The 15,425-nt window shown below is 61.6% G+C and carries 15 protein-coding genes; 13 read left to right on the forward strand and 2 right to left on the reverse strand.

What is annotated here, in order from left to right; all coding sequences use genetic code 11:
- The first annotated feature begins 82 nt into the window (after positions 1–82).
- Together QMX97_RS08325 and QMX97_RS08330 are read left to right on the forward strand one after the other, a co-directional pair.
- Positions 83–1,069, forward strand: a complete 987-nt coding sequence (locus tag QMX97_RS08325) for an XdhC family protein (protein ID WP_065909273.1) — start codon at positions 83–85, stop codon at positions 1,067–1,069.
- Positions 1,066–1,662, forward strand: a complete 597-nt coding sequence (locus tag QMX97_RS08330) for a nucleotidyltransferase family protein (protein WP_282396690.1) — start codon at positions 1,066–1,068, stop codon at positions 1,660–1,662. The genes QMX97_RS08325 and QMX97_RS08330 overlap by 4 nt, the downstream gene beginning before the upstream one ends.
- A 117-nt stretch (positions 1,663–1,779) precedes the next feature.
- Here the strand turns inward: QMX97_RS08330 and rne are convergent, their stop codons facing one another.
- Positions 1,780–5,031 (reverse strand): ribonuclease E, encoded by a 3,252-nt coding sequence (rne, locus tag QMX97_RS08335; RefSeq protein ID WP_282396691.1) that lies wholly within the window; start codon positions 5,029–5,031, stop codon positions 1,780–1,782.
- A 767-nt stretch (positions 5,032–5,798) separates the two neighbouring features.
- Between rne and rluC the strand changes: the two genes are divergently transcribed.
- The 3 genes from rluC to QMX97_RS08350 are packed head-to-tail and all read left to right on the forward strand — an operon-like array spanning position 5,799 to position 8,412.
- Entirely contained in the window at positions 5,799–6,758 is a 960-nt protein-coding gene (gene rluC / locus QMX97_RS08340) for a 23S rRNA pseudouridine(955/2504/2580) synthase RluC (protein WP_282396692.1), read from the forward strand.
- Positions 6,745–7,407, forward strand: a complete 663-nt coding sequence (locus QMX97_RS08345; RefSeq protein WP_120449549.1) for an HAD-IA family hydrolase — start codon at positions 6,745–6,747, stop codon at positions 7,405–7,407. Before rluC ends, QMX97_RS08345 begins: the two co-directional genes overlap by 14 nt.
- Positions 7,408–7,428: 21 nt before the next feature.
- A complete protein-coding gene (locus QMX97_RS08350) occupies positions 7,429–8,412 on the forward strand; it encodes a S49 family peptidase (protein ID WP_065909277.1) in 984 nt (327 codons plus the stop codon).
- Positions 8,413–8,542: 130 nt separating this feature from the next.
- On the opposite strand, the gene QMX97_RS08355 is transcribed toward QMX97_RS08350, so the two are convergent.
- The gene (locus QMX97_RS08355; protein ID WP_262133379.1) at positions 8,543–9,121 is read right to left on the reverse strand and encodes a nucleoside triphosphate pyrophosphatase; all 579 of its coding nucleotides are present in this window, start codon (positions 9,119–9,121) and stop codon (positions 8,543–8,545) included.
- Positions 9,122–9,226: 105 nt separating this feature from the next.
- Here QMX97_RS08355 and QMX97_RS08360 point away from each other — a divergent pair, with 105 nt between their 5' ends.
- The 8 genes from QMX97_RS08360 (at position 9,227) to pabC (ending at position 15,424) form a co-directional block, all read left to right on the forward strand.
- Positions 9,227–9,757, forward strand: a complete 531-nt coding sequence (locus tag QMX97_RS08360) for a YceD family protein (RefSeq protein WP_010566563.1) — start codon at positions 9,227–9,229, stop codon at positions 9,755–9,757.
- A gap of 13 nt (positions 9,758–9,770) precedes the next feature.
- On the forward strand, positions 9,771–9,953 hold the full coding sequence (gene rpmF / locus QMX97_RS08365) for a 50S ribosomal protein L32 (protein WP_003179396.1): 183 nt from the start codon (positions 9,771–9,773) through the stop codon (positions 9,951–9,953).
- Between the two features lie 4 nt (positions 9,954–9,957).
- Entirely contained in the window at positions 9,958–10,968 is a 1,011-nt protein-coding gene (plsX, locus tag QMX97_RS08370) for a phosphate acyltransferase PlsX (protein ID WP_282396693.1), read from the forward strand.
- Between the two features lie 126 nt (positions 10,969–11,094).
- Positions 11,095–12,033 carry an ACP S-malonyltransferase gene (gene fabD, locus QMX97_RS08375; RefSeq protein WP_282396694.1) on the forward strand — a complete coding sequence of 313 codons (939 nt, stop codon included), beginning with the start codon at positions 11,095–11,097 and terminating at the stop codon, positions 12,031–12,033.
- Positions 12,034–12,064: 31 nt separating this feature from the next.
- Positions 12,065–12,808 (forward strand): 3-oxoacyl-ACP reductase FabG, encoded by a 744-nt coding sequence (gene fabG / locus QMX97_RS08380; RefSeq protein ID WP_065909285.1) that lies wholly within the window; start codon positions 12,065–12,067, stop codon positions 12,806–12,808.
- Positions 12,809–12,999: 191 nt separating this feature from the next.
- Positions 13,000–13,236 (forward strand): acyl carrier protein, encoded by a 237-nt coding sequence (gene acpP / locus QMX97_RS08385; protein WP_003175607.1) that lies wholly within the window; start codon positions 13,000–13,002, stop codon positions 13,234–13,236.
- A gap of 128 nt (positions 13,237–13,364) precedes the next feature.
- Entirely contained in the window at positions 13,365–14,609 is a 1,245-nt protein-coding gene (gene fabF, locus QMX97_RS08390) for a beta-ketoacyl-ACP synthase II (RefSeq protein WP_065909287.1), read from the forward strand.
- Entirely contained in the window at positions 14,609–15,424 is an 816-nt protein-coding gene (gene pabC / locus QMX97_RS08395; RefSeq protein WP_282396695.1) for an aminodeoxychorismate lyase, read from the forward strand. The genes fabF and pabC overlap by 1 nt, the downstream gene beginning before the upstream one ends.
- Position 15,425 lies beyond the last annotated feature (1 nt).

Consider the following 15,425-nt stretch of genomic DNA (forward strand, 5'->3'; position numbering starts at 1 on the left):
CTGATGAAACTCGCGCAGGGTTGCCCGTTCTAAAATCCATTGGCCAGCCGCTTGGCTGCGCTGCACGCTTGCAGGAGTGTTGATGGACAGTGTGGATCTGAATGTCTTGCGCAGCGTGCTCGAATGGCGTCGCGCCGGTCAGCCGGTGGTGTTGTACAGCGTGGTCCAGACCTGGGGCAGTGCACCACGGCCGCCGGGGGCCATGTTGGCGCTGCGTGGCGACGGCGTGGTGATCGGCTCGGTGTCCGGCGGTTGCATCGAGGATGACCTGATTGCGCGCTTGCAGGACGGCCGCCTGGCCGGTGACGGACCGCCGGTGCAGTTGGTCACCTACGGCGTCACCCGCGATGAAGCGGCGCGCTTCGGCCTGCCTTGCGGCGGCACGCTGCGCCTGACCGAGGAGCGTGTGCAGGATTGGGACTGGGTCGCGCAATTGCTGGCGCGCTGCGAAGCGCATGAAATTGTCGCCCGCGAGTTGGACCTGGCCACTGGCGCCGTGACCCTGAGCAGCGCGAGCAAGACCGACATCGTCAGCTTTGATGGCGAGCGCTTGCGGGCCATCTACGGCCCGCGCTGGCGCCTGCTGTTGATCGGTGCCGGGCAGCTGTCACGCTACGTGGCGGAAATGGCGCGCTTGCTGGATTTCGAAGTCCTTATCTGCGACCCACGCGACGAATTTGTCTACGGCTGGGAAGAGCAGCATGGCCGCTTTGTGCCGGGCATGCCGGATGAGGCTGTGTTGAATATCCAGACCGATGAGCGCACCGCTATCGTCTGCCTGACCCACGACCCGCGGCTGGACGACATGGCCTTGCTGACGGCGTTGAATTCCAGCGCGTTCTACATCGGCGCGCTGGGGTCACGGGTCAACAGCCAGAAGCGCCGGGAAAACCTCGCGGCGCTGGGCTTGTCTGCCGAGGCAATCGCGCGTTTGCACGGGCCGATTGGTTTGCATATCGGTAGCCATACGCCGTCGGAGATCGCGTTGTCGCTGATGGCGGAAATTGTCGCGATCAAGAATGGCGTAGCGCCAATGCAGAAAAAGCCGCTGCCGGTGGTGGCGGAGTGACGATTACCGCGATTGTTTTGGCGGCCGGCCAGGGCCGTCGTTTTCGTGCCGAGGCCGGCGCCGATCAAGACAAGTTGCTCGCCGATTGCGTCGGCCTGGATGGCGTGACGCGGCCGGTGATCGAACAGGTGCTTTTGGCGCTGCCGCCGCGGGTGGTAAAACGCTGGGTGGTGACTTCGCCGGAGCGCCTTGAGGTGATTCGCTTGGCGCAAGCCTACGGCTGCGAAGTGTTGCTGCTGGATTCAGCAGGGATGGGCGACAGCATTGCGGCGGCCGTCGCGGCCAGTGGCACCGCTGAAGGTTGGCTGGTGGTGCTGGGGGATATGCCGTTTGTGCAGTCGTCGAGCATCGAGCGGGTGATCGCTGCGCTGGAGGAGGGCGGTATCAGCGTGCCGCTGCAGGATGGGCAGTATGGGCATCCCGTGGCGTTTGACCGGGCGCTGGCACCGGGCCTGATGGCGCTGACCGGTGACCGAGGGGCCAGGCCGCTGTTTGCACAGGCGACCGTCAGCGAGGTGTCGGTAGATGATCCGGGCGTACTCTGGGACGTCGACCTGCCGCAGAGTTTGAATTTCTCCCCCATCCAACGGTAGGAGCCGGCCAGCCAGCGCCTGCAGGCGAATGGATTCCAGGGATAAAGCTTGGTTTCTTGCGCTCAATAAAAAGCCCCGCCTGATCACTCAGGCGGGGCTTTTTAGTGGCGGTTGGAATCAGACGAGAGGTTTAGGCTCGTGCTCTTCTTCCAGGGCCTTTGGGTGGTGCTCTGCCACTTCTTCGACGGCGCGCGGGGCTTCGTCGACGATCGGGGCAGTGTGTTCAACCACGGCTTCAGCGGCCGGGGCCGGTGCTTCGGCGGCAGCAGCTGCTGCAGCGGCGGCCTCGGCTTCTTTGCGACGACGGCGCACTTCACGTGGATCGTTCGGCGCACGACCATTTTCGGTCAGGGCGCTGGCAGGTGCTGCTTCAACCACCGGAGCGGCGACTTCGGCAACCACTGGCGCTTCAACCACTGGCTGAGGCTCGACCACCGGCGCAGGCTCGGCAACCACGGCTTCGACCACCGGCGCTGGCGCTTGCTCTACCACAGGGGCAGGTGCTGGCGCTTCAACCGGGGCGGCTGGCTCAGGGGCCGTCCACTGGAAGGCGGTCTGTTCTTCGCGAACTTCACGCACTGCCGGGGCAGCCTCTTCGACAACCGGGGCTTCAGCTGGTGCTTCAACGGCGGCTTCAATCACAGGCTGAGGCTCAACCACCGGTGCTGGCTCGATAGCGGCCACTTCGGCTTCCGGCTGGGCTTCGCGAACTTCGCGAACCACCGGAGCCACTTCCACTTCCGGCACCACTGGGGCTTCGATCGGGGTGGTGGCTTCTACGACCGGTGCTTCAACAGCTGGCGCTTCTTCCACTGGGGTGTGCGCGACAGGTGCTTCAACCACAACGGTTTCTTCGACAGCGGCGGTAGCGCGTTCAGCTTGCTCGTGCGCCTGGGCTTCAGCAGGGGCGCTGATCACCGAGCTGGCCACTGCAGCGGTAACGGCCAGACCTGCAGCCAGTTCGGCGCCGGTCGGTTCGCTGGTCGCGGCTTCTGCGTTTTCGCCGGCTTCTTCCGAGCCTTCGATCACATTGCCGTTGGCATCACGCTGACGCTCACGACGGTTGCTGCGACGACGCTGGCCACGGGAGCGGCGGCGTGGACGATCGCCTTCGGCGTTGTCCTGACCGTCGTCCTGCAGTTGCTCTTCGCCGGTCAGCACTTCTTCTTCGCTGGCAGCAGCGGCTTGCTCGGCACGCGGCTGGCGCTCTTCACGCGGTGGGCGCGGCTGGCGCTCTTCGCGAGGGGCGCGCTCTTCGCGTGGCTGGCGAGCTGGACGCTCTTCAGCAGCGACAGCGCCGGCAGCAGCGGCAACGGCAGGTGCAGCGTCCAGCGGCTCGCGCAGTTCACGCACGCGTTCTTCACGCTCGCCACGTGGCTTGCGATCTTCACGCGGTGCACGTGGAGTACGCGGTGCGCGCTCTTCACGCGGTGCGCGTTCTTCACGGGCTACGGCTGGTGTGTCTTCACGGGCTTCGCGTGGCGCGCGCTCTTCGCGGGGTGCGCGTTCTTCACGTGGAGCACGTTCTTCGCGAGGCTTGCGCTCTTCGTCACGGCGACCGTTGCGGTTACGGCTTTGCTGGCGACCGTTGCGACGCTCTTCGTTACGGGCTGGACGCTCAGCGGCAGGTTTTTCAACCACCACCGGCGCGGCCGGCTCTTCCTTGGTGGCGAACAGGCTGACCAGCGACTTCACCAGGCCCTTGAACAGGCTTGGCTCAGGCAGGGCGGCCGGCGCGGCAACCGGGGCGGCAACTTCAGTCGGTACCGGTGCGTTGGCACGCGCCGGTGCCGTCTTCACGGCTGCTTCCTGGCGAACCAGGGTGCGGGTCGCAGCGGCTGGCTGGACTTCTTCCACTTCGGCAGCGGCAGCGGCGATTTCGTAGCTGGACTGGCCGCTGTGGGCTTCCGGGCTGTCGTCGCGCAGGCGCTGCACTTCGAAGTGCGGGGTCTCGAGGTGATCGTTCGGCAGGATCACGATGCGGGCACGGGTGCGCAGTTCGATCTTGGTGATCGAGTTGCGTTTTTCGTTGAGCAGGAAGGCTGCAACCGGGATCGGCACTTGCGCGCGGACTTCGGCGGTGCGGTCTTTCAGGGCTTCTTCTTCGATCAGGCGCAGGATCGCCAGCGACAGCGATTCAACATCACGGATGATGCCGGTGCCGTTGCAGCGTGGGCAAACGATGCCGCTGCTCTCACCCAGGGATGGGCGCAGGCGCTGACGGGACATTTCCAGCAGGCCGAAGCGCGAAATGCGGCCAACTTGCACGCGGGCACGGTCGGCTTCCAGGCATTCGCGGACTTTCTCTTCCACGGCGCGCTGGTTCTTGGCGGGGGTCATGTCGATGAAGTCGATCACGATCAGGCCGCCGATGTCACGCAGGCGCAGCTGGCGGGCGATTTCTTCAGCCGCTTCCAGGTTGGTCTGCAGGGCGGTTTCTTCGATGTCGCTACCTTTCGTGGCGCGCGCCGAGTTGATGTCGATGGACACCAGGGCTTCGGTCGGGTCGATCACGATGGAGCCGCCGGAAGGCAGTTCGACGACGCGCTGGAAAGCGGTCTCGATCTGGCTTTCGATCTGGAAACGGTTGAACAGCGGCACGCTGTCTTCGTAGAGCTTGATCTTGCTGGCGTACTGCGGCATTACCTGGCGGATGAAGGTCAGGGCTTCGTCCTGGGCTTCAACGCTGTCGATCAGCACTTCGCCGATGTCCTGGCGCAGGTAATCGCGGATAGCGCGGATGATCACGTTGCTTTCCTGGTAGATCAGGAATGGCGCGGAACGATCCAGGGACGCTTCCTTGATGGCGGTCCACAGTTGCAGCAGGTAGTCGAGGTCCCACTGCATTTCTTCGCTGCTGCGACCCAGGCCGGCAGTGCGAACGATCAGGCCCATGTCGGCCGGTGCGATCAAACCGTTCAGCGCTTCACGCAGTTCGTTGCGCTCTTCGCCTTCGATGCGACGGGAAATACCGCCGGCACGCGGGTTGTTCGGCATCAGTACCAGGTAACGACCGGCCAGGCTGATGAAGGTGGTCAGGGCGGCGCCCTTGTTGCCACGTTCTTCTTTTTCGACCTGGACGATGACTTCCTGGCCTTCGCTCAGGACGTCCTTGATGTTCACGCGGCCTTCAGGGGCTTTCTTGAAGTATTCGCGGGAGATTTCTTTGAGGGGCAGGAAGCCGTGGCGCTCGGAGCCGAAATCGACAAAGGCAGCCTCAAGGCTTGGTTCGATGCGAGTAATACGGCCTTTGTAGATGTTGGCCTTCTTTTGCTCGCGTGCACCGGATTCGATGTCCAGGTCGTAGAGGCGTTGGCCATCTACCAGTGCAACACGCAACTCTTCGGGTTGAGTTGCGTTAATCAGCATTCTTTTCATGTTGTACCGTCGGTTTCCGGGCTGCCGGAAACGGCGTTCGGCACACACGACTTCTCACGGTCGGTGTCAGGTGCGTCAAGAGTGGTTGGCCACTCCAGTGTCCAGCAAAACCTGCCAATTGGGCCGGTATCGCGACGGACGCGTCCTGCTTGTTAGCGGTGGTGACAAAGGCACCACTTCAACAAAAGCTAAGGTCAGGAGGAGGAATCAACCGGCGACTGTGGACGAGATGAAGCGTCTAAATATAAGCCTAGTGCTACACGGTCCGACGGTTGTGCATCTCCACCCTACACGTATCCCTGATAATTCGGGTGCTGCCGCGCGCAGAATCCGCAGCGGGTTGGCATTTACCGTGTTCTCCAATGGGGAGTCCACGCTCATGGCTAAACAAGACTAGGTGTGGGCGACTGCGCTCTCACTCAGCTCTTAACAGGCGTTGTTTCCGAAACATTCGCCATGGTCTGGCCCAAGACTGACTGCACTTTGTGAACTGGCCGTAAATATCGGCGCAGAATGCGAGTATTCACTCTGCTTTCTGCACTCGCTTCAGGCCTCATGTCACCTGCGCTTGTTACAATCTCGAGCCTTCCAGGGTGGCGAAAGCCCCGTAGGACGGCCTCGCGTCCTGATGAATTGCGATGGTCAGGGCCGGCAGTTTGCCGCAAGTCCTCTGTCCAGGCCGCTTTTGGCGGCGTTCGCGACTATAGCAGTAATGATTAAGTGCTTCAATTCCATAAAAAATTGTTATCATCGCCGCCATGACGACTACCGCCCCCCAGACCCCCAGCGTCCAGCTGCTCGAGGTCTCGCCGGAATATGCCGGCCAACGCATCGACAATTTTCTCCTGGCCAGGCTCAAAGGCGTGCCCAAGACCTTGATTTACCGCATCTTGCGTAAAGGTGAAGTGCGCGTGAACAAGGGCCGCATCAAGCCCGAGTACAAGTTGCAGGCGGGCGATATCGTCCGCGTGCCACCGGTGCGCGTGCCAGAACGCGACGAGCCTGTGCCGTTGGCCCAGGGCCTGTTGCAGCGCCTTGAAGCCTCGATTGTCTTCGAAGATAACAAGCTGATCGTGATCAACAAGCCCTGCGGCATTGCGGTTCACGGCGGCAGCGGCCTGAATTTCGGCGTGATCGAAGCCTTTCGTCAGTTGCGCCCGGATGCCAAGGAGCTGGAGCTGGTCCACCGCCTGGACCGTGACACCTCCGGCCTGCTGATGATTGCCAAAAAGCGCAGCATGTTGCGCCACCTGCACACCGCCCTGCGTGGCGATGGCGTGGACAAGCGCTACATGGCGCTGGTGCGCGGCAACTGGGCCAGTTCGATCACGAGCGTTCGTGCGCCGTTGCAGAAGAGCAACCTGCGTTCCGGCGAGCGCATGGTCGAAGTGGACGAGGAGGGCAAAGAAGCCCTGACCCTGTTCAAGGTGCTGCGCCGTTTCGGCGATTTCGCCACCCTGGTCGAGGCCAAGCCGGTCACCGGGCGTACCCATCAGATTCGCGTCCACACGCTGCACGCAGGCCACTGCATTGCCGGTGACACCAAGTACGGCGATGAGGATTTCTCCAAGGAGATCCGCGACCTGGGCGGCAAGCGCCTGTTCCTGCACGCCTACATGCTCACTGTCCCGCTGCCCGACGGCGGCGAGCTGAAGCTGCAGGCGCCGGTCGATGAGATGTGGGCCAAGACCGTGGAGCGTTTGAGTGTCGCACCTTGATTACAAACTGCTGATTTTCGATTGGGACGGCACCCTGTGTAATTCCATTGGCCGGATTGTCGAGTCGATGCACGCCGCTTCGACCCGTTCCGGCTACGCACTGTGCAGCGACCTGGCGGTCAAGGGCATTATCGGCCTGGGCTTGCCCGAGGCGATTCGCACCCTGTACCCGCAGATCAGCGACGCTGAGCTGGTGGCGTTCCGCGACCATTACGCCGATCACTACATTGCGCTGGAGGCCACGCCTTCGCCGTTGTTCGAGGGCGTGATGCAGTCGTTGGAAGCGTTTCGCGCCGAGGGGTATCACCTCGCTGTTGCCACCGGCAAGGCCCGTCGCGGGCTGGATCGGGTGCTCAAGGCGCATGGTTTTGAAGACTTCTTCGATATCACCCGCGCCGCGGATGAAACTGCCAGCAAACCTCACCCTCTGATGCTTGAGCAGATCCTGGCGCATTGTGGTGTAGCGCCGCGCCAGGCACTGATGGTGGGCGATGCTTCTTTCGACCTGATGATGGCGCGCAATGCCGGCATGGACAGCGTGGCGGTCAGCTACGGTGCCCAGGCAGCTGAAGCCTTGCAGCAATACGAGCCCAGGCTGACGATTGATCATTTTTCTGAACTGCAGGCCTGGCTCAGCCAGGCCCGATAAGTCTTTGCTGGGGTTAATGGCATGAGTGACGAGTGGAAAGCGCCCGAAAAGGCCGATAGCAGTGATGACAAGAGCTGGAAGCTGCTGGAGAAAACCCTCCTGGCCAGTGTCCAGGAGCAGCGCCGGGCACGGCGTTGGGGGATTTTCTTCAAGTTGCTGACCTTTGTCTGGCTTATTGCCATGCTCGCGTTGTTCAGCCCGTTGATGGACATGGAAAAAAGCGCAACCCGCGGCGCCAACTACACCGCCCTGATTGAAGTGCGCGGGGTGATTGCCGACAAGGAGTCGGCCAGCGCCGACAATATTGTCAGCAGCCTGCGTGCCGCGTTCGAAGATCCCAAGGTCAAGGGTGTGATCCTGCGCATCAACAGTCCTGGCGGCAGCCCGGTGCAATCGGGTTATGTGTATGACGAGATTCGTCGTCTGCGCGGCCTGCACCCGGATATCAAGCTGTACGCGGTGATTTCCGACCTGGGTGCCTCGGGCGCCTATTACATCGCCAGCGCTGCTGACCAGATCTATGCCGACAAGGCCAGCCTTGTCGGTTCCATCGGTGTAACGGCGGCCGGTTACGGCTTTGTCGGCACCATGGAGAAGCTCGGCGTGGAGCGTCGCACCTACACCTCGGGTGAGCACAAGGCCTTCCTCGACCCGTTCCAGCCGCAAAAGGCCGATGAAACCCAGTTCTGGCAGGGCGTGCTCGACACCACCCACCGTCAATTCATCGCCAGCGTGAAGCAGGGGCGCGGTGATCGCCTCAAGGACAAAGACCATCCGGAGCTGTTCTCCGGGCTGGTGTGGTCGGGCGAGCAGGCGTTGCCGCTGGGCTTGATCGATGGCCTGGGCAGTGCCAGCTCGGTGGCGCGCGATGTGATTGGCGAGAAAGAGCTGGTGGATTTCACGGTTGAGGAATCGCCGTTTGATCGCTTCTCCAAGCGGCTGGGTGCCAGCGTGGCCGAGAAGCTGGCGTTCTACATGGGCTTCCAAGGCCCGAGCCTGCGCTGATCCAGCAGGTGCATCGATTCACATGTGGGAGCGGGCTTGCCCGCGATAGCAGTTGGCCAGTCGACATTTATAGTGGCAGGACCACCGCTATCGCAGGCAAGCCAGCTCCCACAGTAGTTTGGTGGTGGGCTTAGGGGATTTGCACGCCTTCGGCCAGCAGCATGTCGACCAGTCGTATCAATGGTAGGCCCACTAAGCTGGTCGAGTCCGGCCCTTCGGTGCTCTGGAACAGGCTCACACCCAAGCCTTCAGCCTTGAAGCTCCCTGCGCAGTCATACGGCTGCTCGATCCGCAGATAGCGCTCAACACGCTCAACGTCCAGCTCACGCATGTGCACGGTAAACGGCACACAGTCGACCTGGCAGTGCCCTGTCTCGCTGTTCAGCAGTGCCAGGCCCGTCAGAAAGCTCACACGCTTGCCGCTGGCTGCCAGCAATTGTTCGCGGGCGTTCTCGAAGGTGTGGGGCTTGCCGATGATCCGGCCGTCGAGCGCGGCCACTTGGTCGGAGCCAATGATCAAATGGCCTGGATGACGTGCGGCGAGGGCGCGAGCTTTCTCTTCGGCCAGGCGCTTGACCAGGTCGACGGCGGATTCATTTGCACGGTGGCTTTCGTCGATATCCGGCGAGCTGCAGATGAACGGCACGTGCAGGCGGCTGAGCAATTCCCGGCGATAAACCGAGCTGGATGCGAGTAATAAAGGCAGCATGGGCGTCTCCTCAAGGCAGCCGGGGATTCTAGCGGGGCGACCGGCTGACGCACAGGGCTGAATTTCCTTTGACATGGCTGGGTGCATCCCTATAATGCTGCGCCTATGTTGAATGACCCGATTCCACCTCACGTTGACCCGCGCAAATTGGCTGATCGTGGCACCTCCCTTCAAGGTGAGTTGCTGCTGGCCGATTTGGAGAGACTCTGCGACCCGCTTTCCGACACTGTCGGTACGGTGCAGGCCAAATTCGTTTTTGAACGAGATGAACGTAAATCTGTGGTAATTCACAGCTTTATCGACACCGAAGTCAAAATGGTTTGCCAGCGTTGTCTTGAGCTGGTCACCCTGCCGATCCACAGCGAGTGCAGTTATGCTGTGGTGAAGGAGGGTGCGAATACCCAGTCGTTGCCGAAAGGTTATGACGTGCTGGAACTGGGCGAAGATCCTTTGGATCTGCATGCACTGATCGAGGAGGAGCTTTTGCTCGCCTTGCCCATTGTGCCTGCTCATCATCCGGAAGAATGCCAGCAGCCGGCGGGCCTCGATGACGAGCCCGAACCGAGCGAGGACGAGGTAACGCGGTCCAACCCGTTCAGTGTATTGGCGCAGTTAAAGCGTGACCCAAACGTTTAGGAGTTAATCAATTATGGCTGTTCAGCAGAACAAAAAATCCCGCTCCGCCCGTGACATGCGCCGTTCGCACGACGCTCTCGAGGCTAGCACCCTGTCCGTAGAAAAGACCACCGGTGAAGTTCACCTGCGTCACCACGTATCGCCAGAAGGCGTATACCGTGGCCGTAAAGTGATCGACAAGGGCGCTGACGAGTAATCACTTGTCTGCCCTAGTCATCGCGATTGACGCAATGGGCGGGGACTTCGGTCCCCGCAGCATTGTTCAGGCCTGCATTGCCAGCCTGTCTGCCACACCCTCGCTGCACCTGACCCTTGTCGGTCAACCCTCCCTTCTTGAAGAACTGATTGCCAGCCATCCGGCGGTGGATCCCGCGCGCCTGACGATTACACCAGCCAGCGAAACCATCAGCATGGATGACAAGCCGGCGGCAGCCCTGCGCGGCAAGCCCGACTCTTCGATGCGGGTGGCCCTTGAGTTGCTGCGTGATGGCAAGGTGCAAGCCTGTGTCAGTGCCGGCAATACCGGGGCGTTGATGGCGCTGTCCCGACACGTGCTCAAGACGCTGCCGGGGATTGACCGGCCGGCGATGGTGGCCGCGATTCCGACGCAGAAAGGCTACTGCCAACTGCTGGACCTGGGGGCAAATGTCGATTGCAGTGCCGAGCACCTGTTCCAGTTCGCAGTGATGGGCTCGGTGGCTGCCGAAGCATTGGGCGTGGCGCGCCCGCGCGTGGCCTTGCTGAATATCGGTACCGAAGACATCAAGGGCAACCAGCAGGTCAAGCTGGCCGCCACCTTGCTGCAGGGCGCGCGGGGTTTGAACTACGTAGGCTTCGTCGAAGGTGATGGCCTGTACCGTGGCGAAGCGGATGTGGTGGTGTGCGACGGGTTTGTCGGCAATATCCTGCTCAAATCCAGCGAAGGCCTGGCGACCATGATTGCTGCGCGTATCGAGGCCTTGTTCAAGCAGAATCTGGCGTCGCGCCTGGTGGGTGCCCTGGCACTGCCATTGATGCGGCGCCTGCAGGCTGACCTGGCGCCGGCGCGGCATAACGGTGCGAGTTTTCTCGGCCTGCAGGGCATTGTGGTGAAGAGCCACGGTTCTGCCGGTGTGGAAGGCTTTCAGAGCGCGATTGCACGGGCCTTGATCGAGATCCAGGAAAACCTGCCGCAACGCTTGCACGGCCGTCTCGAGGACCTGTTGCCTTAGGCGAATCGGCCCGGGAATGCTTAAATGTGACCGGCCAGTTCAATTGACCATCCAATCTGTCAGTTTCGTGCGCTCCCACCGTAGGGGCGTCGATTTCCGACGACCAGATCATTAGGGGCTTGTTACATGTCTACATCCCTCGCATTCGTCTTTCCAGGGCAGGGTTCGCAGTCCCTCGGCATGCTGGCCGAGCTGGGCGCGCAATATCCGCAGGTCCTGGATACCTTCAAGGAAGCTTCCGATGCCCTGGGTTACGACCTGTGGGCACTGACCCAGCAGGGGCCGGAAGAGCAACTCAATCAAACCGACAAGACCCAGCCGGCCATCCTGACCGCTTCGATCGCCCTGTGGCGCTTGTGGCTGGCACAAGGCGGCGCGCGTCCGGCATTCGTTGCCGGTCACAGCCTGGGTGAGTACAGCGCCCTGGTGGCGGCGGGCAGCCTGACCCTGGGTGAGGCGGTCAAGCTGGTTGAACGTCGTGGCCAGTTGATGCAAGAAGCCGTTCCGGCCGGGCAGGGCGGCATGGCCGCTATCCTGGGTCTGGACGATGCCGTGGTGATCGAAGCCTGCGCCGAAGCGGCCCAGGGCGAAGTGGTCAGCGCGGTGAACTTCAACTCCCCTGGCCAGGTGGTGATCGCCGGTGCCAAGGCGGCTGTCGAACGCGCCATTGAAGGCTGCAAGGCCCGCGGTGCCAAGCGCGCCCTGCCGTTGCCGGTCAGCGTGCCGTCGCACTGTGAGCTGATGCGCCCGGCGGCCGAGCGTTTTGCCGAGTCCATCGCTGCCATCAACTGGCAGGCGCCGCAGATTCCGCTGGTGCAGAACGTCAGCGCAGCCGTGGCTGCAGACCTCGACACCCTCAAGCGCGACCTGCTGGAGCAGCTCTACAGGCCCGTGCGTTGGGTAGAATCGGTGCAGACCCTGGCTGCCAATGGCGCCACTGAACTGGTCGAGTGCGGCCCGGGCAAAGTCCTGGCCGGCCTGAACAAGCGCTGCGCCGACGGCGTGTCGACTGCCAACCTCAATACCCCGGATGCCTTCGCTGCCGCGCTTGCGGCACAGGCCTGAAACCTGATCCCCGAACTTAGGAGAAGCCTGCATGAGTCTGCAAGGTAAAGTTGCACTGGTTACCGGCGCAAGCCGTGGCATTGGCCAGGCGATCGCCCTGGAACTGGGCCGTCAGGGCGCCGTTGTGATCGGCACCGCCACTTCCGCCTCGGGTGCCGAGCGTATCGCCGCGACCCTGAAGGAAAACGGCGTACAGGGCACCGGCCTTGAGCTGAACGTGACCAGCGATGAATCCGTGGCTGCCGTACTGGCCGAGATCACCGCACAGTTCGGCGCGCCGGCGATTCTGGTGAACAATGCCGGGATTACCCGCGATAACCTGATGATGCGCATGAAAGACGACGAGTGGTACGACGTGGTCGATACCAACTTGAACAGTCTGTTTCGCCTGTCCAAGGGTGTTTTGCGCGGCATGACCAAGGCGCGTTGGGGCCGAATTATCAATATTGGCTCCGTAGTGGGTGCCATGGGCAACGCAGGCCAAGTAAACTACGCGTCCGCCAAGGCCGGTCTGGAAGGTTTCAGCCGTGCATTGGCACGTGAAGTCGGTTCGCGGTCGATTACGGTCAACTCGGTGGCCCCAGGGTTCATCGACACCGATATGACCCGCGAGCTGCCGGAAGCACAGCGTGAAGGCTTGCTGACGCAGATTCCGCTGGGCCGTCTGGGCCAGGCTCAAGAGATCGCGAATGTGGTCGCTTTCCTGGCATCCGACGGTGCGGCATACGTGACTGGGGCTACAATCCCGGTGAACGGCGGGATGTACATGAGTTAAATTGTGACGGATCGCTTCAAAAAAATGTCATACGAGCTGTCTAAAATCCGTTATAAAGCTGCAACTTAATTTATAGGCAGGTGGCCGACCGGGTACAGGGTGAAGCTTTCAGTTGAAAAGCTGAAAAGGCTTTCTATACACTTACCCACTGGCCAGCTGCCTGAATTTGTCCATTAGGAGTTAAACAAGGTATGAGCACCATCGAAGAGCGCGTCAAGAAAATCGTCGCCGAGCAACTGGGCGTTAAAGAAGAAGAAGTGGTCAACACTGCTTCCTTCGTAGAAGACCTGGGTGCCGATTCCCTTGACACCGTTGAGCTGGTGATGGCTCTGGAAGAGGAATTCGAGACCGAAATCCCGGACGAAGAAGCTGAAAAAATCACTACTGTTCAAGCTGCTATCGACTACGTTACTAGCCACCAGGCGTAATAGTTTGTAGTCGTCGCTTGCTGTTAGGGAAAAACCGCACTGCTGTAACGGCGTGCGGTTTTTTCTTTAGCCCTGATGAAAAGTGAGCGTCGAAGCAAAGTGTCGTCATCAAGAAAAAGGAGAGTGCTGTGTCGCGTAGACGCGTCGTAGTCACCGGTATGGGTATGTTGTCGCCACTGGGCACGGATGTGCCGAGCAGTTGGCAGGGCATTCTGGCTGGCCACAGTGGTATTGGTCTGATCGAACACACGGACCTTTCTGCCTATTCCACCCGTTTTGGCGGCTCGGTAAAGGGCTTCAATGTCGAGGACTATCTCTCGGTCAAGGAGTCCCGCAAACTCGACCTGTTCATTCAATACGGCCTGGCAGCCGGTTTTCAGGCAGTGCGTAACGCCGGCCTGGAAGTCACCGACGCCAACCGTGACCGCATCGGCGTGGCCATGGGTTCGGGTATTGGCGGTTTGACCAATATCGAAGAAACCAGCCGCACGCTGCATGATTCCGGCCCCCGTCGAATTTCACCGTTCTTCGTCCCGGGCTCGATCATCAATATGATTTCCGGTTTCCTGTCCATCCACCTGGGCGCACAGGGACCTAACTACGCGATCGCCACGGCGTGCACCACCGGTACGCATTGCATCGGCATGGCCGCGCGCAACATCGCCTACGACGAAGCTGACGTGATGATCGCCGGCGGCGCCGAAATGGCCGCCTGTGGCCTCGGTATGGGCGGCTTCGGTGCTTCCCGTGCGCTGTCGACCCGCAACGACGAACCGACCCGCGCCAGCCGTCCCTGGGACAAGGGCCGCGACGGTTTCGTGCTGTCCGACGGTGCCGGCGCGCTGGTACTCGAAGAGTTGGAGCACGCCAAGGCGCGTGGTGCGACCATCTACGCCGAGCTGATCGGGTTTGGCATGAGTGGCGACGCCTACCACATGACCTCGCCACCGTCCGACGGTGCCGGCGCTGCGCGTTGCATCACCAATGCCCTGCGCGATGCCAAGGTCAATCCGCAGCAGGTGCAGTACATCAACGCCCACGGCACCTCGACCCCGACGGGCGATTTGGCGGAAGCCGAAGCCATCAAGTCGGTGTTCGGCGAGCACGCCTACCAGCTGGCAGTCAGCTCCACCAAGTCCATGACCGGCCACTTGCTGGGCGCGGCGGGCGCGGTCGAGGCGATCTTCAGCGTGATGGCCATCAAGGATCAGGTCGCTCCGCCGACCATCAACCTGGATGAGCCGGACGAAGGCTGCGACCTGAACTTCGTGCCGCACGAAGCGCAGCCGATGCCGATCGACGTGGTGATCTCCAACTCCTTTGGCTTTGGCGGCACCAACGGTTCCCTGGTGTTCCGCCGGTTCGCCGAGTGATGCACAGCTGGGTCGACGGTCAGCCAGCGGACAGCGTGCCCCTGAAAGATCGCGGCCTGGCGTATGGCGATGGTCTGTTCGAGACCCTCGCCGTCAGGGCCGGGCAACCGGTGTTGCTCGACCGCCACTTGCAGCGCCTCGAAGAGGGCTGCAAGCGCCTCGCTTTAGCGGCGGATCACGCGTTGATCCGCAGCGAAGTGCTGGCTTATGCCGCCGCCCTCGGCGACGGTGTCCTCAAGTTGATCCTCACCCGCGGCGACAGCCTGCGCGGTTATGGTTTCAACCCTGGTGCACCGGTGCGCCGTCTCCTGCAGGGCAATGCGCCTGCTCATTATCCCCAAGCCCATGGAACCGACGGTATCCGCCTGTTTCCGTGCGCCACCCGCTTGTCCGAGCAGCCCTTGCTGGCCGGTCTCAAGCACCTCAACCGCCTGGAGCAAGTGATTGCCCGTGCCGAGTGGCAAGATGCCGAACATGCCGAAGGCTTGATGCTGGATATGTCCGGGCGGGTCATCGAAGGCGTTTTCAGCAACTTGTTCCTGGTGCGTAATGGCTTGTTACTAACCGCCGATCTGAATCGTTGCGGGGTTGCCGGGGTCATGCGCGCCGAGATCCTGGCCCAGGCACAAGCCCTGGACGTCCCGGTAGCCGTGGCTGACGTGAGTCTCGAGCAGTTGCAACAGGCTGACGAAGTCTTTGTGTGCAACAGCGTGTATGGCATTTGGCCGGTGCGTGGCTGCGCTGCGATGAGCTGGCCGGTTGGGCCGCTCACCCGTAAACTGCAGGGCATTGTTCGCGCGCTATTGGATGCTTGAG

It is taken from the genome of Pseudomonas sp. PS01298 (genome assembly GCF_029959745.1).
GTDB classification, from domain to species: domain Bacteria; phylum Pseudomonadota; class Gammaproteobacteria; order Pseudomonadales; family Pseudomonadaceae; genus Aquipseudomonas; species Aquipseudomonas aylmerensis.